Source organism: Deltaproteobacteria bacterium (assembly GCA_019309045.1).
In the GTDB taxonomy this organism is placed as follows: Bacteria; Desulfobacterota; Syntrophobacteria; order BM002; family BM002; genus JAFDGZ01.
In genome coordinates, this window is the sequence record JAFDGZ010000007.1 from 26856 (window position 1) to 48327 (window position 21472).

18 protein-coding genes are annotated in these 21472 nt (G+C 52.4%); 3 read left to right on the plus strand and 15 right to left on the minus strand.

Features of this window, described 5'->3' with window-relative positions:
- Positions 1 to 409 precede the first annotated feature (409 nt).
- The 12 genes from JRI89_02750 to JRI89_02805 form a co-directional block, all read right to left on the minus strand.
- Entirely contained in the window at positions 410 to 1834 is a 1425-nt protein-coding gene (locus JRI89_02750; GenBank protein MBW2070152.1) for a sigma 54-interacting transcriptional regulator, read from the minus strand.
- Between the two features lie 51 nt (positions 1835 to 1885).
- Entirely contained in the window at positions 1886 to 3346 is a 1461-nt protein-coding gene (locus tag JRI89_02755) for a two-component sensor histidine kinase (GenBank protein ID MBW2070153.1), read from the minus strand.
- A gap of 152 nt (positions 3347 to 3498) precedes the next feature.
- Positions 3499 to 4317, minus strand: coding sequence for a tetratricopeptide repeat protein (locus tag JRI89_02760; GenBank protein ID MBW2070154.1), 819 nt, complete (start codon positions 4315 to 4317; stop codon positions 3499 to 3501).
- A gap of 416 nt (positions 4318 to 4733) precedes the next feature.
- Positions 4734 to 6083, minus strand: a complete 1350-nt coding sequence (locus JRI89_02765; protein ID MBW2070155.1) for a replication-associated recombination protein A — start codon at positions 6081 to 6083, stop codon at positions 4734 to 4736.
- Positions 6084 to 6384: 301 nt separating this feature from the next.
- Positions 6385 to 7113, minus strand: coding sequence for an ABC transporter ATP-binding protein (locus tag JRI89_02770; protein MBW2070156.1), 729 nt, complete (start codon positions 7111 to 7113; stop codon positions 6385 to 6387).
- Positions 7106 to 7846 (minus strand): ABC transporter ATP-binding protein, encoded by a 741-nt coding sequence (locus tag JRI89_02775; protein ID MBW2070157.1) that lies wholly within the window; start codon positions 7844 to 7846, stop codon positions 7106 to 7108. The genes JRI89_02770 and JRI89_02775 overlap by 8 nt, the downstream gene beginning before the upstream one ends.
- Positions 7847 to 7875: 29 nt before the next feature.
- Positions 7876 to 8937: a branched-chain amino acid ABC transporter permease gene (locus JRI89_02780; GenBank protein MBW2070158.1), complete on the minus strand. Its 1062-nt coding sequence runs from the start codon at positions 8935 to 8937 to the stop codon at positions 7876 to 7878.
- A gap of 43 nt (positions 8938 to 8980) precedes the next feature.
- Positions 8981 to 9868 (minus strand): branched-chain amino acid ABC transporter permease, encoded by an 888-nt coding sequence (locus JRI89_02785; GenBank protein MBW2070159.1) that lies wholly within the window; start codon positions 9866 to 9868, stop codon positions 8981 to 8983.
- A 377-nt stretch (positions 9869 to 10245) separates the two neighbouring features.
- Positions 10246 to 11367, minus strand: a complete 1122-nt coding sequence (locus JRI89_02790) for an ABC transporter substrate-binding protein (GenBank protein ID MBW2070160.1) — start codon at positions 11365 to 11367, stop codon at positions 10246 to 10248.
- A gap of 276 nt (positions 11368 to 11643) precedes the next feature.
- A complete protein-coding gene (gene der, locus JRI89_02795; protein MBW2070161.1) occupies positions 11644 to 12969 on the minus strand; it encodes a ribosome biogenesis GTPase Der in 1326 nt (441 codons plus the stop codon).
- Between the two features lie 76 nt (positions 12970 to 13045).
- Positions 13046 to 14119, minus strand: coding sequence for a phosphotransferase (locus tag JRI89_02800; GenBank protein MBW2070162.1), 1074 nt, complete (start codon positions 14117 to 14119; stop codon positions 13046 to 13048).
- Positions 14120 to 14176: 57 nt separating this feature from the next.
- Positions 14177 to 15190 (minus strand): NDP-sugar synthase, encoded by a 1014-nt coding sequence (locus tag JRI89_02805; protein ID MBW2070163.1) that lies wholly within the window; start codon positions 15188 to 15190, stop codon positions 14177 to 14179.
- Between the two features lie 438 nt (positions 15191 to 15628).
- Here JRI89_02805 and nagZ point away from each other — a divergent pair, with 438 nt between their 5' ends.
- A complete protein-coding gene (nagZ, locus tag JRI89_02810; protein MBW2070164.1) occupies positions 15629 to 16672 on the plus strand; it encodes a beta-N-acetylhexosaminidase in 1044 nt (347 codons plus the stop codon).
- 80 nt (positions 16673 to 16752) lie between these two features.
- On the opposite strand, the gene JRI89_02815 is transcribed toward nagZ, so the two are convergent.
- The 3 genes from JRI89_02815 to JRI89_02825 all read right to left on the minus strand — a co-directional run bounded on the left by JRI89_02815 (position 16753) and on the right by JRI89_02825 (position 19702).
- Complete coding sequence (locus JRI89_02815; protein ID MBW2070165.1) at positions 16753 to 17124, minus strand: hypothetical protein; 372 nt, start codon at positions 17122 to 17124, stop codon at positions 16753 to 16755.
- A gap of 10 nt (positions 17125 to 17134) precedes the next feature.
- Positions 17135 to 17962, minus strand: a complete 828-nt coding sequence (locus tag JRI89_02820) for a hypothetical protein (GenBank protein ID MBW2070166.1) — start codon at positions 17960 to 17962, stop codon at positions 17135 to 17137.
- Between the two features lie 384 nt (positions 17963 to 18346).
- Positions 18347 to 19702, minus strand: a complete 1356-nt coding sequence (locus JRI89_02825) for a YihY/virulence factor BrkB family protein (GenBank protein ID MBW2070167.1) — start codon at positions 19700 to 19702, stop codon at positions 18347 to 18349.
- A gap of 161 nt (positions 19703 to 19863) precedes the next feature.
- Here JRI89_02825 and JRI89_02830 point away from each other — a divergent pair, with 161 nt between their 5' ends.
- The gene (locus JRI89_02830) at positions 19864 to 20814 is read left to right on the plus strand and encodes a diacylglycerol kinase family lipid kinase (GenBank protein MBW2070168.1); all 951 of its coding nucleotides are present in this window, start codon (positions 19864 to 19866) and stop codon (positions 20812 to 20814) included.
- Between the two features lie 84 nt (positions 20815 to 20898).
- On the plus strand, positions 20899 to 21315 hold the full coding sequence (locus tag JRI89_02835; GenBank protein MBW2070169.1) for a single-stranded DNA-binding protein: 417 nt from the start codon (positions 20899 to 20901) through the stop codon (positions 21313 to 21315).
- The last annotated feature ends 157 nt before the right edge of the window (positions 21316 to 21472 follow it).

Genomic DNA, 21472 nt, shown 5'->3' on the forward strand with positions numbered 1-21472 from the left:
GACTATCAGGCGTACTTTCATTCTGCCATTAACCAGCTACTAGTTACAGCATTTATCTGGAGCCTGGAGGAATCTTGATGCAGGCCTCGGTGGGATGGGCAGACTATTGTCCGTGTCTAAAGTTTGAAAAAACTAAAGACCGACTAGAGGGGCCGGTTCTAGTCGGTCAGAAAAAGGAGAAAAGAGTTAAAAACAAGAAGGCAGGGTGGCGTGTATTGCACAGGCTCATTCTGACTTCAATTCTTTGTTGTGCAATTACTTTGCCAAGGAGAAGGTTATTCTGGAACTTTTTTCAACTGCTTAAAATGTAAGGATATATTTGGTAATAGACTTTCGAGCCGCAGGCGAAATCTAGTGCCTTTTGTTTTTTTCCGGACATAAACAGGACATATACCGGACACAAACCGGCCTACTTGAGCACATAGCGAATGCTTCGTCCTCCCCCTATTCTCCGCACCAGTCCCATTTCTATCAACTGTCCCAGATCTCTGCGGGCATGCCTGCCTGAGATGCTGTTTATCTGGCTGTAATACTCATTGGTGATGTAGCCATTTTCTCGCATGAAATTCAGGGCACGCACCTGCCGATTATTCAGGCTCCCGTGCCGGAACTGGGGTTCTGGAGAAGCTTGCTCGTCGACTTTTTCATACGTTCCCGAGATGGCCTGGTGCAATATCTCCTCAGGGAGATCTTCAGGGTTGATTACCTCGCTGTCTGAAAGAATTACAGCCCGCTCTATGACATTTTCCAATTCTCGAACATTTCCTGCCCACTTATAATTGTACAGATGACGAAGCGCCTCCTGGCTCAACCGCTTTCTGTTTACCCCGTGCTCTCTAGCGGTCTTTTTCAGAAAGTGCTGCACGAGCAACGGTATGTCATCGCGTCGTTCCCTCAATGGTGGGACCTTGATGTGCACCACCTTGAGACGGTAGAACAGATCCTCTCTGAACCGACCGCTCATTACTTCTTCTTCCAGGTTTCGGTTCGAGGCAGCAAGTATTCTCACGTCTACCCGCAACGTTCTGGTGCCTCCCACTCGCTCGAAGGACATTTCTTGGAGAACTCTCAGAAGTTTCACCTGCAGCGCTTTGGTCATCTCGCCCACTTCGTCTAGAAACAGGGTGCCGCCGTGGGCCAGTTCGAAACGACCCTTTCTCTGCGTGTATGCCCCGGTAAAGGCCCCACGTTCATGTCCAAAAAGTTCACTTTCCAGCAAGGTCTCTGGCAAGGCGGAACAGTTTATTGAAATAAAGGGCTTGTCTTTACGAGGGCTGTTGAAATGGATTGCTCTGGCAATGAGTTCCTTGCCAGTGCCCGACTCTCCGGTAATGAGGACTGTAGCGCGAGTCTGGCCAACCTTTTCTATTATGTCATAGACCTGCCGCATGGCTTTGCTTTTGCCGATTATGTTGCCAAATTTGAAACGTTCTTCGAGTTCCCGGCTGAGAAAACGCTTTTCACGGGCAAGACGATGCATGTCCAGAGCTTTCCTGATGGTGACTTTGAGCTCTTCGTTCTTGAATGGTTTGGTAATGTAATCGAAGGCCCCTTTCTTCATGGCCTCCACTGCCTTTTCCACAGTGGCATAAGCTGTCATCATGATGACCGGCAAATCGGGCTGTCGAGTTCGCACCTCCGAGAGAAATTCTATACCGTCTATACCAGGCATTTTCATATCAGTGATCACCACATCAAGATCGTGGCTGGCAACAATGTCCAGCCCCCCCTCGGCACTCTCTGCAGTATGTACTTCATAACCCTCATCCAATAGCAGGGCTTCCAGAACCTGCAGGTAGTTCTTTTCATCATCAACTATGAGAATTGTCTCCATACGATCCTCTTATTATCAGATTATCAAAGCTAGACTCCTGAGGCCCGGGCATCATCTGGATTTGGTTGTTGGCAGCGGCAAGGCAATGATCACAGCAGTGCCCCCCGGCCCGTTTCCTTCACTGTTGCCCTGTACGGGGCTCTCCAGGCGCACGCTGCCACCGTGCGTCTCCACGATATTACGAACAATACTCAGACCCAGCCCGGATCCTTTCACGCGTGTGGTAAAAAAGGGGTCAAACACTTTCCTCTGCAACTCTTCCGGGATCCCCGGTCCATTGTCGCTGATGACTACCTCCAGATTGTTTTCAGCCGAGCTCCCATAGTGGGTGACCACCCGTATCAGGCCTCCGTCGGGCACAGCCTCCATGGCATTGACGAATACGTTGAGAAAGGCGCGGTACAACAGATCCGCATCGGCCTGAACAACCGTACCGTTGGTTGCCAATTGTCTCTCCACTCGAATTCTCCGCCGGCTGAACTCTACTTCCAGAAAGGTAAGATTTTTTTCTATTATTTCATCAACTTGACAGTCAGACAGATTCGGCTTCATCGGACGTGCAAAGTCGAGAAAATCCGTAACAATGGTAGCAAGACGGGAGGTCTCCTCCATGATGATGCTCCCCAGACGCTTCTTGGGGTCCTGGTCATCCATCTTTTGCAAAAGAAGTTCAGAGGTGGAGTGAATAATGCCAAGGGGATTACGAATTTCATGACTGACAGCTGCCACCATCTCTCCCAGTGAGGCCATGCGCTCTGCCTGGTGCAGCTGTTCCTCCAGACGCCGACGTTCCTCTGTGCGCCTGACAATGATCCGTTCAGCCCTCTTGACGATGAGTCTGAGAATAACAAAAAGCAGACTCATGATGCCCACGGAACTGCCGATAATAATATACTGCAGTCGGGTAATAGCCTCATAGTCATCAGATATGTCCTGGGTGATCTCAAAAACCCCCAGAATAGGACCATATTCTGATGACAGAGGTTTTTCCAGGCGCAAAGGAATATAGGTTTTCAGCGTCCGCTGTTTGGCCAGACCGCTCAACTCGAATCCCAGAAAATTACCCCGAGAAAATAGAGCAGAAGACGATTTCCCTTGCAGAGCCAGCTGGAAATTTCTCCCAGCATGTCCTTTGAGACCCACAAGGGAGCGGTCTGTACTGTAGGCAATTATTCCTTTGTTGTCATAGACATCTACCTTGTCAATCTTGAAGCCATGAATGGTGTTGCGGATCACCTTGTCCATTCGTTCGAACTGCACTGGATTGCTGAGCTGGATTTTCTCGAATTGAATCAAAGTGGGCAGGACAAACTGGAGAAAAACCTGGTGGTTCAGGTTGTCGGCCACCAGCCTGGCATACTGTTCGCTCTTGCGCAATAGCTCTGTCTTGGCCCTGTTAGAAATGAAAACAATGAGAATCAGGGTCGAGACAAGAATCACCACGAGACTGGTCAGAGAGAAAAACTTGACCAGTCTGAAGGGAACAATGGGCTCTCCTTTCTGGAGTTTCATCCTGGAATTGTCCTATGTCATCTAACCTGAAGTGGCATCAATACAAGTCAATAAGCAGAATACTTGCCGATAATCTTGCCTCGAGAGCTCTCCCCCGGGAGGCTACTCGCAGCAGGCATATTAAAGATCAGTATAGCACGTCAGTGGTCCAGCTAGAAGGCAAGCTGCACGGCCAACAACGGCCCGGGCGCCAGGCCAAACGACACCTTGAAGTTTTCTTTCAAATGACGACGAAACTTCATCTGCTCTCTGGCATTCACTTTGCGGGCCGCAACCGAAGCGCTCCGAATCCCACCCTGGTACCAGCCCAACTCCAGAAAGACAAGGATGCTGCCGAGCACAGGACTGTCATTCTTGAACGCCAGCACAGCTGCCCCAATGAACAGACCATTGAGCAGAAAGGAGGTGACCCCCCGGCCTGGTTGGCCCACGTAGAAGTGACCAGCTCCAGGCAGAATAGCAGCTAATGTACCTGCCACTCGCGGCGATTTCACTGGCGGTGGTGCTCCTTCCTGCAAGGCCTCTATAAGAGCTCGAAGCTCAGCACCGTTGTCATAATCTCCGACAATTTCTTTCAAAGTTGCCGCCGCCTGGGGATAGTTGCCAACCTCTATGTATAACCAGCTGAGCTGACGCCTTATTTCCTCTTTTTCAGGAGATTCTGGATAAAGCTGCAAGTATCTCTGGGCCCAGTAGATAGCCTCCGCATAAAGCCCCTGGTCTAGTCGTACTGCAATCATTTCCTTCAGGGCTGACCTGCCAGCGGCTTCGGCAGCTTTCTGATTGAAAATTTTCAGAAAAAGGTCGAATGCCTTGTCAGCTTTGCCACCGTAGCGGTAACAGCGGGCCGCCTGCAACTCAGCCTCATTAACCCTGGGATTCTGGGGGAACATGAATATGAAGCGTTCATACTCTCCCAGGGCCCGATAGTATTCTTTGCTCTGAAAAAGATGCTCGGCAAATCGCCACATCTCATCGGCGCTCTCCTGAGAGAATGCCGACTGCGGCTGGAGCACTGTGAACAAAAGGAGTAGTGACATGCAGAAATCAACAGCTAAACCGTGATCACCCAACAGCAAGCGTACAGCCCTGAGCAAAGCTATCTGCTTCAATTTTCCGCCTGTCCTGTAGCTCTTGCGTTCACATTCAGCCGAATAGGCCCAGTTCGTTTGGCGGCTGCCGCCTGCAACGAGAGGAGTCCGGCTCGAAGGGAGTCTCACTCGAAGTCATCCCTTCGATCAGAGCTCGGGATCGAACACAGTCGAAGCGAGTGCCGCCCTGCGCCAGCGAGTTGTCAGACTCCTTTTTTGTGCAACAGCAATCCGAGCAGACCCCAGTTGTCAGCAGCATTTGCTGCCCGGCTATGGACCATTGCCGTCCTCCTGTTTCAACGTCTCTCTCTTGCCCGCAGCTGCTGCCGCCACTGCCTTAATCTCTCAGCAATTGTTGCTTCGTAGCCTCGCTCTGTGGGTCGATAAAATTGTATTTTCTCCAGTGCTTCGGGCAAATAATTGTCCTCTACAAATGCTCCCGGGAAATCGTGGGGATACTGGTAGTCCCTGCCATAGCCAAGTTTTTCCATGAGGGCGGTGGGGGCGTTTCGCAGCTTCAAAGGCACTGGCAAACTGCCCTTTTCTACTGCCGCCTTGTGGGCTTCTCCATAGGCCCGATACAGTGCATTGCTCTTGGGAGCAGTGGCGAGATAGACGGCAGCCTCGGCCAGCGCCAGTTCTCCTTCGGGATGACCTACCAGTTGGAAGGCCTGCTGGGCTGCAACAGCCACTATCAGTGCTCTGGGATCTGCCAGGCCAACATCTTCAGCAGCAAAGCGGACCATTCGGCGGGCCAGGAATAGAGGATCCTCACCTGCCGCCAGCATGCGGGCAAGCCAGTAAAGCGCTGCGTCAGGGTCACTCCCCCGCAGGCTCTTATGGAGAGCCGAGATGAGATTGTAGTGCTCCTCCCCATTCTTGTCGTACAGCAGGGGTTTGTTCTGAACCGTAGAGCTGACAATTTCCTTGGTGATATAACGTTTGCCGTCTGCACTGGGAGGCGTGGTCATTACTGCTGCCTCCAGACTGCTGAGCGCCAGCCTGGCATCCCCTTTTGCCGCTTCTACCAGATAGTGGAGGACATCCTCATCCATGTTGGTCGGTATGCTTCCCAACCCTCTCTCCTCATCCTGCAGAGCTCGTCTGACTATGTTTTTCAGCTCTTCCGTAGACAAGGGTTCGAGCACCACCACCGGCGCTCGCGACAACAGGGGAGCAATTACTTCGAATGAGGGATTTTCAGTAGTAGCACCGATAAACACAAGAGTACCTGCCTCCACATAGGGCAGCAACAGATCCTGCTGAGCTTTGTTGAAACGATGAATCTCGTCAATGAACAGGATGGTGCGCCTCTGGTGGGCGTTCCACTGCTGGGCAGCTTCGGCCACCGCGCTCCTGACTTCTTTGACTCCAGCACTCACTGCTGAAAGGGAGATGAAATGGGCGCCAGTTTCACTGGCCATAAGCCGCGCCAGAGTAGTCTTGCCGCATCCTGGCGGCCCCCACAATATCAGAGATTGGAGATGTCGGTGTCTGAGCAATCTGCCGATGAGCTTGTCTGGGGCTAGAATATGATTCTGGCCCATGAAGTCTGCCAGCCGCTGGGGCCGCAGCCGCTCAGCCAGAGGCGCTCTGATTTTTTCTGAACTGGGAGGAAAAAGATTTGTCTGCTTCAAGTGATCCATTCCAGGTACAACCGCTAATTTCGGGATTTTTCAGCAAAACTCTACCTGAAGGCCCGGAGTTTGTCAATTCGGCCTGAGTCAACATCTCTCCAGCAAGCAAGGTGTGAGGTGTAGCAGACAGACTCTTTCACAGGAGTGTCACAGATTGGCAACATGAAGATGACGTTGGTGGCAACTCTCATCACTTCAAGAGTTGCAAGTTCCAGGTGTTCGCTCGAAGTGCGCAGGGAGGGTTCGCTCTATTGCTTGCTTGTGGGGCCTGCACGGCTATTACAGGCAAAGAGTGTAAAATCCTGTGATTTCAGTGGTTCAGCCGACGGCCAACAGCCTGGCCGAGATAGGCATCTTTGATCTGTTCGTTTTCCAATAGTTCAGAGCCCTTGCCTTCAAGTGTTATCTTTCCTGTCTCCAAAACATAGCCATAATCGGCAATCTCCAGCGCTGCCATGGCGTTCTGTTCAACCAGAAGAATAGTAGTTCCCTGGCCATGAATTTCTGCTATGATGCGAAAAACCTCCTCGATAAGTATGGGAGCCAATCCTAGAGACGGTTCATCCATCATTATCAACTTGGGCCGCGACATGAGGGCCCGCCCAAGGGCCAGCATCTGTTGCTCCCCCCCAGAGAGAGTTCCTGCCAGCTGCTTGTGACGCTCTTCCAGGCGAGGAAAAATCGAATAGACCCATTCGATGTCTTTCTTTATCTCCCGCATATTCTTGCGGTTATAGGCTCCAATACGCAGGTTCTCCCACACCGTCAGATTGACAAACACTCGCCTGCCTTCGGGAACCATAACCACGCCGCTGCGCACCACATCGTTGACCGCGGCTCGGGTAATGTCTTGCCCCAGGAAAGTAATCTTGCCTGTTTTTGCCCTGACCAGGCCGCACACTGTTCGCAGGGTGGTACTCTTGCCAGCTCCGTTGGAGCCGACCAGAGTCACGATGCTCTTCTCGGGGACGGTAAGGGATATACCTTTGAGAGCGTGGATGCCGCCGTAATATATATGCAGATTTTCTATTTCAAGCAAAACGCCGCTCTCCCAAATACGCCTGAATTACCCGTTCATTATTCTGGATTTCCTCTGGCAACCCTTCAGCAATAGTGATGCCATAATCGAGTACCTTGAGTCGTTCACAGATGCCCATAACAAAGGTCATGTCGTGTTCAATGAGAAGGACAGTGAGATTGTAGTCTCTTCTGATTTTTTGAATCAGATCCATCAGGGCTTCTGTTTCTCGCGGGTTCATGCCTGCTGCAGGTTCGTCTAACAGGATTAGCTTGGGCCGGGTAGCCAGGGCGCGGGCGATTTCGAGACGTCTTTGTTGGCCGTAAGCCAGTGCCCCTGCCTTCTCCCAGGTCAACTCCTGCAAGCCAACTTCCTCGAGAAGATGGCTTGCCATACTGCGAGCCGCCTCAGTCTCCCTCCTGTAACGCGGCAATCTGAATACAGCTCCCAGAAAGGAGGATTTGGTCTGAAAATGAAAACTTACCATCAGGTTTTCAAATACCGTCAGGTCATTGAAAAGTCGGATGTTCTGGAACGTTCGTGCTATCCCTCGAGCTGTTATCTGGTGGGCTTTGCGGCCAGTGATATCATGGCCGTCGAAGAGGACCTTGCCTCGGGTGGGAACGAGACTGCCGGTAATCATGTTGAAGACGGTTGTCTTGCCTGCACCATTGGGCCCGATTAGCCCCACAAGCTCACCAGGAGTCAGTGCGAGGGAAAATTCATTGACCGCGGTAAGTCCGCCAAATTCCATGGTGAGGTTGTCGATAACCAGCAGCCCACTCACTTGCCACCACCCCTAATGACCCGCGCCAGTCTGCAGCGGTCAATGAGCCAGTCCCAGGAAAACTCTTTTCTGCCCATGATACCGTTTCTAGCAAATATCATGAGTAGAATCAGAATGATGGAAAACACAACCATACGCATCCCGGGAATTCCGGGAATATGCAGAGAACCGATAGTCATTGGCTCCTCGACAGCACGAAGCCATTCGCCCCCGAAAGAGAAAAGAGCGGCGCCAATTACCGCCCCCGTGGTGCTGCCGAGACCACCAGCCACGATAATGATCAACAAGTTGAAGGTCAGGAAAAAAGTAAAAAGTGTGGGAGAAATAGTGGTGATGAGATGGGCCAGCAGGCCGCCGGCAACCCCTTCAAAAAAAGCACTGGTGGTAAAGGCAAGCAGTTTGGTTCGGAAAGCATTTATGCCCATGGCTTCCGCAGCCACCTCGTCTTCTCTCACTGCCTTCATGGCTAGGCCATAGGAACTGGCCACCAGTCGGATGATAAAGAAGAGGGTAACCACGGCAAAACCCCAGGCCCACCACAAATTGGTGTAGTTGTGCAAAGCCTTCAGACCCAGTGGACCATTGGTAATGCGCTGCAGATTGTTGGCTACCACCCGCACCACTTCTCCAAATCCCAGGGTGACAATGGCCAGATAGTCACCGCGAACCCGGAAGACAGGAAATCCCATGAGAAAGCCAAAAAAGGCCGTGACAATGCCGGCAGCCAAAAGAGACCAGATGAACGACACCTGAATGACACTCAGTGGCCAGATGATTGGCTCAATAATGAAAGAGAGCTGCTTTTCGGCAGGACTCAGCGTCAAGAGCGCTGAGGTGTAGGCGCCAATGGCCACAAAGGCATTGGGCTCCAAAGAGAACTGCCCGGTGATGCCATTGATCAGATTGTAGCTGACTGCCAAAACAACAAATATGGCGGTGTTATTGAGAATGCGGACCTGATAGTCGCTCAGGTATCTGCTTGCCAGATAGAGCAGAGTAAAAAGCAGTGCCACTGCAGCCAGGGTGAGCAGTTGATTTCTGCGATGATGCTTTTCCATGCTTCGTCTCTGTAGGCCCAGGAGTCAGCGGGTCAGGCACAGTCTATTCTGGCAAAGGCTCGCCCATTATGCCCGTTGGCCTGAATATGAGTATGCCGATTAGGATGACGAAGGCTATGGCATCTCTATAACCTGCCAGTTGTGGGGCAATCGCTACCAGCAGAATCTCGGCTACCCCCAGAATAAAGCCGCCGAGCACCGCGCCCACCACATTGCCAATGCCCCCGAGTACTGCTGCCACAAAGGCCTTCAGGCCAGGAATTACCCCGAGAAATGGATTGACCTGCGGATACTTCATAGCCCACATCATGCCTCCCGCAGCCGCCAAAGTGGAGCCCAGCGCAAAGGTCAGAGCGATAATGCGATCCACATTTATTCCCATGAGTCGGGTGGTCTCCATATCCCGTGATACCGAGCGCATGGCCAAGCCTGCCCTGGTACGATGAATGACAAAAAGCATGCCCAACAGCAGCAGCAGCGTAATAGCCGGCGTCCAGATGCTCAGGGCCAGAATGCGCACATCGCCCACCGTATAAACTTTGGCGAACATTTCTGGCCTGGTAAAAGGTTTGGGCCGCCCTCCCCACATCACCAGGGCAAGATTTTCGAGCAGAAAAGAGACGCCAATTGCAGTAATGAGTGCAGAAATTCGCGGAGCGTTGCGAACGGGACGATAGGCACCACGATCAATGACCACGCCAAGCAAGGTGGTCAATATCGTTGCTACCAGAAAAGACAGCCACCAGGGCATTCTGAACATCAGAATGCCAAAGTAGGCGAAGTAACAGCTCATCATGACCACGTCCCCATGGGCAAAATTGATGAGCCGTATGATGCCGTAGACCATGGTGTAGCCCACAGCAATCAGGCCGTAGAGGCTCCCGAGGGAGATGCCGTTGATGAGCTGCTGACAGAATAGTTGGAAGTTCACCTATCACCCACTTGCAGGCAGCTGCAAATATTGTTGTCTCGATATGCTCAATTTAAGAGAATTCAGCTAACATGAAAGAGCACCAAAGTCAATTCCAGAAATTTTTACAACAGGGGCGCTCTTGTCCTCATATACCATTCCAGCATCCTGCCATAAACAGGCACAGCCCAAAAAAACCCCTGCCAGGAAGATGTGGCCAGCGTCCTTACCCTGCTCTTCCCTGTCTAAAAGCAAGTGAAAGAGCATAGGGTGTGGAATTCCTGCCCAGCCGGGGACACTTACCGAACACGAGTCGGCAATGTCTTCCCTGGGCAGGCAGAAGTCGGGCCACCATCTTCTCGAGCGAGGGGCTCTGCAGTATCCCGGAACCCGGGCAGCTATGGATTGATGGTGGTCACATAGGTGAACTTGCCGTTTTTCACCTTGTTGATCACCACACTTTTTACCGCATTGCCGTCTTCACCAATATTGATGTTGCCGGATACCCCCTGGAAGTTCTTGGTGCTTGCCAGCGTTGCGCGAACCTTGGGGCCATCAGTGGTACCCGCTCTCTTGATGGCATCCAGAAGAATAAAGTAGGCATCAGCGCCGAGGGCTCCGAAGGCATCGGCTTCCTTGTTGTATTTTTTCTGATAGTAGGCGACAAAGTCGCGGCCCAGCTTGGTGGTTACCGCTTCCACGTTGAAATGGGCGGTAAAATAGGTGTCTTCGACTGCCTTGCCACCAATCTGGATGATCTCGTCAGCCTGGGCGCCATCCCCGGTAAGAATCGGTACATTGATGCCGAGATCTCGCGCTTGTTTGGCCATCAAGGCATCCTCGGTGTAATAGTTGGGAGCATAGATAATATCTGGATTTGTTGCCTGTACTGCGGAAAGCTGGGCGCTGAAATCCTGATCGCCAGTCTGGATATAGGTGGTGGTCAGTATTTTCCCACCCATCTTGACAAACGCTTTGACAAAGAAATTTGCCAGGCCAACACAATAGTCCTGGGCAATATCGATGATCACTGCCGCAGTCTTTGCATGAAGAGTGTTCATGGCCAGCTTGGCCGCCACTTCACCCTGGAAGGGATCGATAAAGCAGGCCCGGAACACATACTTTTTCCCCTGTGTTACCAGGGGATTTGTGGCTGTGGGAGAAATCATCGGTATCTGGTTCTTTTCAGCAATGGGCCCGCCAGCCAGGGTATTGCCGCTGATGGCCTCACCAATAATTCCCACCACCTTTTCCTTTTTGATCAGTCTGTCCACGGCATTGGCAGCTTCGATTTTGTCACTCTTGGTATCAACCAGGAATAGCTTGACTTCTCGTCCGAGCACCTTCGGCATCATGTCATGGGCCGCCTTGATGCCGTCCCATTCCATCTGGCCATAGGCTGCCACAGCACCTGTCATCGGCAGGTAGACGCCAATGCGAATCGGCTCAGCAGACATCGCCGGCGCCCCGAGCACACAGACCATTGCCATCACCAGTAGAACTGTCATCACTCTCTTCATGCTCTATCCCTCCGTTTTTTGATAAAGACTTCCTTACATTGGAGAATTTCGGCAGCAGCAGCCGAATCCTCTCAAGACATTCCTCACTCGCCCAAAGTTTGAATATCCCTTACCCAATGTGTATGGCCTGAAAGAAATGGTTTAGGGGAGGACCCTTTTTGTATGGACTTCGAGTTTGCCAACGCTATCACAAGAGCAGTTCTGATGTCAATTGAATAGTCTGGAAGCTTTTTCCTTTTCCTGGAAAAATCAGCTCTTGCCGGCCTTCCTCTTCAACTACTGACCTCGGCTCTCCTGCCTGCCGCGGAATACCAACCTTATGGGAGTTCGATCCATTTTGAAAGCCTGCCGAATCTGATTGGTGAGATATCTCCGGTAGGAAAAGTGGATCCCTTCCGGACGATTGACGAAAAGCACAAATGTGGGCGGCCTGATGGCAGCCTGAGTCCCATAATAAATTTTTAAGCGAGTGCCCTTGTATCTGGGAGGCTGATGTTTCTTCAACGCCGTGGCAAGAACCTCGTTGAGCGCGGCAGTGGGTACCCGCAAGGAATATTGCTGAAAAACCGAGGCAATCGCAGGCAGCAGCCTTGAAACACCCTTGCCCGTGAGAGCGGACAGTCGAAGAATTGGCGCATAGGGCATGAATCTCAGGCCCTCTTTGACCCGGCCACACACTTGCTGCTGCTGCTCGCGGTTGTGGATCATGTCCCATTTGTTGATAACCAGTACCGCGCCTCTGCGGTTTTCATGGACATACCCTGCAATGCGAATATCCTGTGCTGCCAGTCCCTGGGTCGCATCAATGAGCAACACAGCTACATCGCAGCGCTGAATACTTCTCAATGCCTTTATGACACTGAATTTTTCTAACTTTTCACGGGTCTTGCTTCGTCGGCGAATACCGGGGGTATCAATCAAGACGAACTGTTCGCTCTCCGCCTCCACAACCACATCGATGATGTCTCTGGTGGTGCCGGGAACTTCACTCACCACCACGCGATCCGTTCCCAATATTCTGTTCAACAAAGATGACTTTCCCACGTTGGGACGTCCAAGTATGGCCACCCTGATGTCCTTTCCAGTGCCATGTTCCTCCTCGGGTAGCTGCGGAAGCGATGCTACCAGGGAGTCCATAAAATCTCGAACCCCATAGCCATGTGCAGCGGATATAGGGAAAAGCTTTTCCACCCCCAACTGATAGAACTCCAGAACATTGGCCTCTTTCTCAACGCCGTCTATCTTGTTGACCGCGTAGAGAACTGGCTTGCCGGAACGGCGAAGCAAGTCCACCACTTGACTGTCTCCCGGATGAAATCCCTGCTTGCCGTCGGCGAGAAAGATAATGAGATCCGCCTCTTCTACCGCTGCCTGGGCCTGCTGACGGACCTGGGCCTGTACAGAATCTTCTGCCTCGATCTCTTCTATGCCCCCTGTATCCACCAGGCAAAATGTCCGATCCTCCCAGGTTGTCTGCGCAATGATCCGATCCCTAGTGACACCGGGAGCTTCGTCTACCAGCGCCCGGCGCTGGCGGCACAGTCGATTGAACAGGGTCGATTTGCCCACATTGGGACGACCAACAATGGCTACAATAGGCACACCCCTGTAGTTGTCATCTTCTATTATCGTCATCCTGGAGTTCCAAAGACCAGTAGAGCACCAATCAATCCCCTTGTCAGGACCTATATCGCGACCTGTGGGTAAGACCCTCGGCGATGGCGGCAATGTCTCCCTGGTGATATGTTTTGGTCAGACTTCTCAAAAAGACGTACTCCTCGCAGGAACGCCTGCTGGCAATTTCTGAGAACCGCTGCCAGGCGACTGGCAGGGAAGCAGCGAAATGTGTTTTCCCTTTGACCAGACTGAGAAAGGAAAAAGCGGCCAGCATTTGCAAGATCCGGCATAGTGCCACGTGGGGGTATCCCCGAAGATATTTTCTCTGACTGGTGCCGGTAAACTCGGCAAAGTGTTCGGTATACTTTCTTAACAGGCTAGCTTTGAGATCTTCTGGAATCTCGACATAGGCATCTTCGAGCAGTGCAGCCAGATCATATTGAGGCGGCCCCAAACGACCGCCTTGAAAATCAATGACGTATACGCGGCCTCTGTTGATCATCAGATTGCGCGACTGAAAATCCCGATGGAGGAAAAATCTCCCGAGCCTCTCGTCTCCTGCGCGTGAGGCCAGAAGCGTATATTCAGGAGCCACCTCTTCCCAGGGGACCTTCATGCCGAGCACCTTGCAAAGGCAGCTGTTGTGAAAATATTTCAGCTCCCGTTCAACAATGAAGTGCCTGTCGTAGCTGGGAGTATCAAAGCAGTATGTTGTATCGAGGTTGTGGGCGGCCAAAACTTGCATCTTCACCAGGAGCTCCACGGCCTGCTCATAATAGAGCGCCATGTCTCGGCGGCCGGCGGCAACTGCCTCCTGTAAATGAAGTGAGCCCAGATCTTCGAGGAGTATCATGCGGTCTGCCTGGGCATAAAACAGTATGCGGGGCACAGGAATGCCTTTCGCCAAGAGATGGTTCCCCATGTAAACAAAGGAATCATTCTCGTTCGGGAATGTCTGATCCCGGGAAGGGCACCAACACAGAACCACGGTGTGTCTGCCGTCGGCAACCCGGTAGAAGAGCCGATCTGAACCATCTCCGTGCAGGGCCTGCCAGCGGAGAATCCCTGTCAGCTTCGTTTTCTTTCGGATCCAGGCTTCGGCCTTCTTTTCTGGCAGTTTGACCTCTGCAGCCACTGGCTTCTCCTGAGTGTTACCCTGTTTGCGGCAGAGTACTCCTCAGCTGCTCGATATTCATTGCCCCGGCAGCTTCTCCTGCAATGCCTCCCGCGTCTTTCCCTGCTCAGCTCCATCTGAACTAATGCCTTGCGCCAGGACCGCCCCGACAACCGACTGGTTTACCGCCACCCCATCGGCAACGATACTGCGCCTTACTGTACAGCCCACCTTCACCTGGACCCCGTCCCATAGTATGCTGTCCACAATAGTCACCCGGTCCTCTATTCGACAACCTTTTCCTATCCAGACCATACCCCGCAACTCTACTCCAGCTCCCAGCTTCGCGGTGCTGTCTACCGCGGCAGTGCGGCAGTGCCTCCCGGTCAACTCTTGGTCTGCTGTGCCATTGGCGAACTCCCTGTGCACCTGCACATAGGCTGCCAGGCTGCCCAATTCGCGCCAGCAACGTTTGTCTACTACCAGGCCGATAATTCTCTCACCCGTCGAGATAAGACTGCGGTAGCAATCGATTATAGAAACAGCGCCATCCGGGATATGAGCAAGGATCTGGGGATCTATTACCTGTATGCCAGTAAAAGCTAGATTCTTGCTGCCTGCCTCGCGCCTGAAGGCAACAATTCGCCCGTCAGCACCAACAGCTACATTGTTGAACTTCGGCTCATCAACAAGTACCATAGTAACGCTGGCGCCAGAGTCTTTATGGTATCGCAGTACTTCCTGGAGATCGATGCAACTGAGAATGTCGCCGTTGATGACCACGAAGGGACGCTCATCCCAAAAGTCTTTCACATTGCGAATACCGCCTCCTGTGCCAAGCAGCTTTTTTTCCACTCGGACCTCCACAGGAATACCGAAGTCATGGCGACTCAGGTGTCTGCAGAGCACTTCGCTGAGATGATAAGCATTGAGGATCACTGACTCGGCGCCCCAATCCTCGAGATAATCAAGCAATGTATGGAGAAGTGGTCTGTTGCAAACTGGCACCAGCACCTTTGGCCGGCTGAAAGTAAGCGGCCGAAGTCGAGTCCCCAGACCAGCACAAAGAATCATCGCTTTGAAAGGAGTCATCTGTCACCTTTAATGAGCCCTCTTCTAGAAGACGTTTGCCCTGGCATCGAGCAGCATTTTCCCCGCCTGCTAAAGCACAACATATTTGCCTATATCATGTCAGCTATTCTGCAAATCATTGGCCAACAACACTGCCAGCCACATCTCCACTGGACAAAAGTCGCATCCTGTATCAAGATCTTTTATGTAACTGGTCTCATCCGCTAGTTAGGCATTGTGAATGCTGGGACATTGTCGAAGTCCCGCTGTGGCGGGACAGCGAGGGCTGCCGCGGGCCAATATTTAGGGAATAAACTTTCACAACCGCAGGCAGCCCAAGCGGAGACAATGCCCCAGCATTCACCCCCCGTACAGTCGATTATCTTTTAGCAGAAGTTGTGCGGTCGGGCAATTATTCTGCCTGAATATAGGACGACTCCCCAACAGGACGAGGCAACAATGATCACTGAAGATCGCCTGGGTGAACTGTTGATGGTCGGATTTTTCGGGCAGCAACTGGACGAGGCCCTGGTTGCCCACATCCGGGAGTTCAGGCCAGCTGGTCTGATCTTTTTCAAGAGAAATGTGATTTCTCCCTTGCAGCTGGCTCGACTCACGTGCAGCATCCAGAATCTGGCTCTGGAGGAGCTTGGCCGGCCACTGCTGCTTGCCATCGACCAGGAAGGAGGGCCAGTGAGCCGGCTGCCTTCCCCTTTTGCCCGCTTGCCGGATGCTGTGGCGCTTGGCAGGAAGGGGGTGCACGAGGTGAGCAAATATGCCCAGCTCACAGCCACTGAACTGCGTCTCGTGGGGTTGAACACGAATCTGGCACCAGTCCTTGACATCAGTGACGACACCGGTTTCATGTACCGCCGTTCATACGGCAACGATCCTGAGTTGGTAACCAAGTGCGGCGTCGCTGCCATCGAGGCCACCCAGAGTAGTGGAATCATTGCCACCGCAAAACATTTTCCTGGACTCGGCGCTGCCCAGCAAGATCCACATCATGTGCTGCCTGCGGTGGCTGCCAGCAGCAGAGATCTGCGCTCTAATCACATAAAACCTTTTCTGGCAGCTGTGCAATGCTCGGTGGCTTGCATCATGACTTCCCATGCCCTCTACCCTTCAGTCGATGCCAGGTTTCCAGGAACGTTTTCCCCGACCATACTCAAGGTGCTGCTTCGCCAGGAGCTTGGTTTTGCCGGGGTGGTAATCACAGATGACCTGGAAATGGGGGCAGTCGGCGGCCAATATTCTCTGAAGGAGGCAGCTGTAGCTGCTCTTCGAGCCGGTGCTGATCTGCTGCTGGTGTGCAATGATCTCGCTAAAATGAGAGTTGTTGCAGCAGCAATTAGTGAGGCACTCAGGAAAGGGACTCTCTCCTACGAGGAGCTTCAGAAGTCACTGCAAAGGCTGGAACTGCTCAGGGAATCCTACTTGCATCCTGCGCCATTGGCAGATCTACAGGAGGTGCGCTCTTATTTCAAACTGCAAGAGGAATAGAGGCTGTTCAATAATTCAGGGTCTGCATGTTTCGCTGCCCTGAGCCTGCTGGTTCGAGGCAGCCGGCAGGCTCTGGCCTCTCATTCGTCCAGCTGTTCCGAATTACCTTGCGAAGATGAGCCCAGCATTTTTTTGGGGTTGTCTCCGACGCGCATGGTAAAGACACCCCCCAGGATGCTTATCTCGTGATTGCGTTCAGCAAGATTCAGCTGTCCCACAGTGTGCCGTAGATCCCTGACTTGTTCTCTGATTTTGCGGTAGACGAACACCAGGCCGCTGGCTGACAGCACAAACATAACCAACAGCAGCCAAAGCGGAGTCGTCAACACTGTGCCCATTACCACAATAGTGCCAATGATGCCAAGAAGTAGCAAAACTTGCGCTACCACAATCAGGTGGAAATAGAATATCCCTTTGCCTATGGTTGTCTCGCGGCCCCCGCCCGAGTTCACTGCACTCTTCCTACCCCTCAATATCCGACCTTTCCACATCAGATCGATTCCTTCCCTCATCTGCCTCTGCCGCTGCTGTCTCGCAGTGATCTGTCAACAGCAAAGAATCTTTATGTTCCAGCAGTTCCCTGTCCAGACGATACTTTTCCAGATCGAACTGGTTTTTGAGCATCTGCTGTGATAGACGATAACGCAAATAGATGACCCAGACAACCAGCAGCGCAAAAAAGATCGCCAGTGCTGGCAGCAGCCACGGGAACTCCTTCATCATTGCCAGCACCACTTTTCCCGCATTCACAAGAAAGTCCGGCACCAGCCAGAAAAGGACTGCTCCTGCCACAAGCAGTGCTCCCAGGTGAAATATCGAAAAGCGCTGCAGAGACAGTTGCAAGGAACTCAACCGTCCAGTTCTGCTGCCTTCTTCTTCCCTGGAATCTCCTGTGCTCGACTCCCCATAGATCAGAGCCAGATACACTCGGATGAGAAAGGCAAGGAGCAGTATGAGACCTATGGGTATGCCCACGGCGGCTGCCAACCAGATTCTCGTCGGGAATGGCCGCGACTCACGCTGAACATGAATCTGGTAGTTTGCCAGAGGCCCGTGAGTTTCCTCGAACAGCATCTTTTCATATCTGGTCAGGGCATTTCCTGGAGCCTCGTATACCACTCTTCCCTGGGCATCAGAGACAATCAGCCTGGTACTGTCGCCTGCCTGACTGGCCGCAACCAGATAAATCAATACCTCCAGCAACAACAGCACCGCAACACTGGCCACCAGAGTGATCCGCTGCTGGAGCTTGTCTCCCAATAAATCAAAGGCCTTCATCTTATTTGCCATTACTGTTTCACAAACAGAATTCTCCAGGTTTCCTTTTCAGAAAAGATGTAAAGTATCATCCACCTCCCTGTCTGTCAAAGGACAATCCGCTCAGCAAGAGTTTTGCTATTGTTTGCCTCAATGGAGGATGCCTGGAGATAACAGCGAAGCACTATATCAGGCTGTCCCAGATGGCAGCTTTTCCTATTGACTGGCTTGAGGGGGGATGAACCAGTTAACCACAGTGTTCAGGCAAGTTCGCAGCTGCTGGGAAAAACGGGGGAAAGGAGCCAGTTGCTGGCGAAAAAGCAGGAGTTTGCCTGCAAATCGGCGAGCCATGATGCCACTGCCATGTCCATGGTGCCACTCACCCTGTGATGCTATGCTGGAGATGGCCGGTTTAACTCAGAGGGGGGTCTTCTTTGCTGCCAGGCCTTCCCTTTCTGCGGAACTGTTGCGCAAATCCAACAAGTCTGCCACGGACAAACCCTCCACCCCTCTCCTGCCTTGATCACGAATACGGTTGAGAATATCTGCCACCACCTTGCCATGACCGTCCGCTGCTGCTGGAGCAGGACTGCCACCTTTGCCCTCCAGTCCTTCCACCAGTTCAAAGAGTTTCAAATGTCTCATATCTTTCGCCGGCAGCACCACCCTGCCATTTTCTCCGCTACAACTCAAGGCTCCCAGATGCTCCAGGGTCTCCACCAGAGAGCGGGCCTCTTGTGGCGGCAGATGAAGAGTTTCAGCCAGTTCTAGATCGGTGAGCGGACTTTTGCCCTGTTGAAATCTTTCTCCCACACACAACAGTAGTCTCAGGCCCCAGTAGGTCTTATTCGTCAAGGGTTCGGAACTCCAACGCTGCTGCAGTCTGAAGGTAGCAAAGTTTTGATGGGCAAACGCTACCTCAGCACCTAGCAGCAGGATCACCCAGCTCAAGAAAATCCAGATGAGCAGCATAGGCAGCTGCGACAGGGCTCCATAAACGGCACTCCAATTGTGAAAAGCAAACTGGTAGTGGATATAGGCCCATTGAGACAACTGCCAGAGGGTGCCGCCAATGATGCCGCCAGTAGAGGCGGACACCGGGTTTACCCTGGTGTTTGGCATAAAAAGATAGATGAATGAAAAGGCAAGCCACATGACCAGAAAGGGAGCAAACTTCAACAAATAGACATATAGATGACCGAAGACGCCTATGCTTATGAGTTCCCGCGTCACAGAGTGATTCTTGACAAAGGTGGTCAAGCTCATGGTAGCAAAGATCGACACGGGCAGGATCACCAGGAGGCCCAGATAATCGCTGCATTTGCGCAGCCATGGTCTACCTCGCCCCACCTTCCAAATTTGATTGAAGGCCATTTCCACATTGGTAAGCACCAGGATCATAGTAATAAAGAGAAAGGTAATGCCCAGAGTACCCAGAGAACCTACATTGATGCGGTCCACGTAGACGAGAATACGTTCAGCAATGGCATGGGAACCTCCAGTCAAGCGCTCGAGTATAAATGGCTGCAACGCTCTCTGAATTCCCAGACCTTTCAAGATGGCAAACATGAGGGCTAGAAGCGGCACCAGAGTCAAAAGGGTTGTGTAAGTGAGACCGGAGGCGCGCAGCAAACAGTTGTCGCGCCAAAATTCCCGCCAGACATAGACAGTGAGTTGCAGCTGACGGTATAAACCTGCTCTCAGCCTGGAAGAAGAATCTTCTTCGAGCAGCCAGAGATCATTGCTGAAAAATTTCTTGAGACGAACAAACATTTAAGGATCCTAGTCCATGTCTTGCGCTCAAAAAGGATATTTACTGAATGTCCAGGTATTAGGCAAGCAAGATTTTTGCCAGTGCTCCGGCTGCGTTGATTGTAATGCCATCTTTATGGTAGAAGCTCAAAGAAAATCTGAACAGGAAGATAACGAAGACCTTGGCAAATCACCGTCACCGTCCATACGCTGTTGTGAACCCGGCCGCCGCTCTCGGTGAAACGCGGAGAATGTGGCTCTCCCTTGTCGAACGTCTCCAGCGGCGAATCGGTCCCTTCCCATGGGATTGGACCAGGGAACCAATGGAGGCATGTCGACTTGTGCGCCGCGCCCTGAAACAGGACCACAACCTCATCATCTGTGTCGGGGGTGACGGTACCCTCAACGAGGTGGTCAACGGTTTTTTCTGGCATAACAGCGCAATAAATCCCAGCGCCAGCCTCGTGGTAGTTGCCTGTGGCTCAGGAGGAGACTTCCGCAGATCCCTGGAAATTGGCGCCTGCCCCCTGGATGCCCTGGCAGCAGTAACATCTGATAAGGTAATCGACATAGACCTCGGCAGCATACACTATCACCCTGACCCCGCTACTCGAGCCCAGAGGTTCTTTGTCAATGTGGCCAGCATAGGCGTGCCGGCCGAGGTAAATCGTCTGCTATCGAAGCAGCCTTCTTTCTTGGGCGGTACTGGCAGATTCCTCCTGGCCACCGTGCAAGCATTGCTGTTCTCAAAACACGTACCAGTGCGCCTCGAGATTGACAGAAAAGAACGTCTTGACCAGTTCGTCAAGACTATTGCAGTTGCCAACGGACGTTTTTTCGGCGGGGGCATGCAGGTTGCGCCCCAGGCGAGCCTGGATGACGGCTTGTTGGACATTGTAGTGATTGGCAAGGTGGGGTTGTTAGACTTTCTTGTGTGGGGATCCCGCTTCTATAAAGGCAGGCATCTGGAACACCCCAGAGTCAACCTGTTCAGGGCAGCCACCATCCAGGCTAGCAGCCGCCTGTCAGTACCCCTGCAGTCGGTGCCCGTGGAAGTCGACGGAGAAACTATAGGCATGCTACCCGCTACATTCGAAGTCATGCCAACAGCCATAAGACTGAGACTCCCCTAGCAAAATAGCTATCCAGAAAAAAGCACCTTGTGCTTGCGGCTGGCTGTGATACAATGCCCTCCATATCTTTCTTGGAGGGGGACCATGGCAGCACTCAACAAGGTAATGCTCATCGGAAATCTCGGCGCTGATCCAGAACTTACCTATACCCCAAATGGAACAGCAAAGGCTACCATGAGATTGGCCACTCATGAGACGTGGACCAACAGAGAAGGTGAAAAAGGCGAACGTACCGAGTGGCATCGCGTGGTGGCGTGGGGAAGACTGGCAGAGATTTGCGGCCAGTATCTTGCCAAAGGCCGCCAGGTTTTCATCGAAGGGCGATTGCAAACCCGTTCATGGGAAGATCGAGAAGGCAACAGGCGCTGGATAACCGAAATAGTTGCCTCCGGTATGCAGATGTTGGGCAGTCCTCGTCAGAGCCAGGATGACTCAGCTGTGCCTCCGGTGGATGATGCCGTAGAAGACGCGCCGCCACCGGAAGACGACATCCCTTTTTAGCCGGCCGCATAATAAACCACCGGGGCTACAGGGCGGAATTGGCCTGCCAACAACGGACAGGGCTTTTGCCTGGTGTGCGACAGACAGGCTTCTGTGTGGCTGGCGCCGCCTCACATTGGCTGGTAAGCTTGCTGCTAGTCGGCAATAAGGCGGCTGT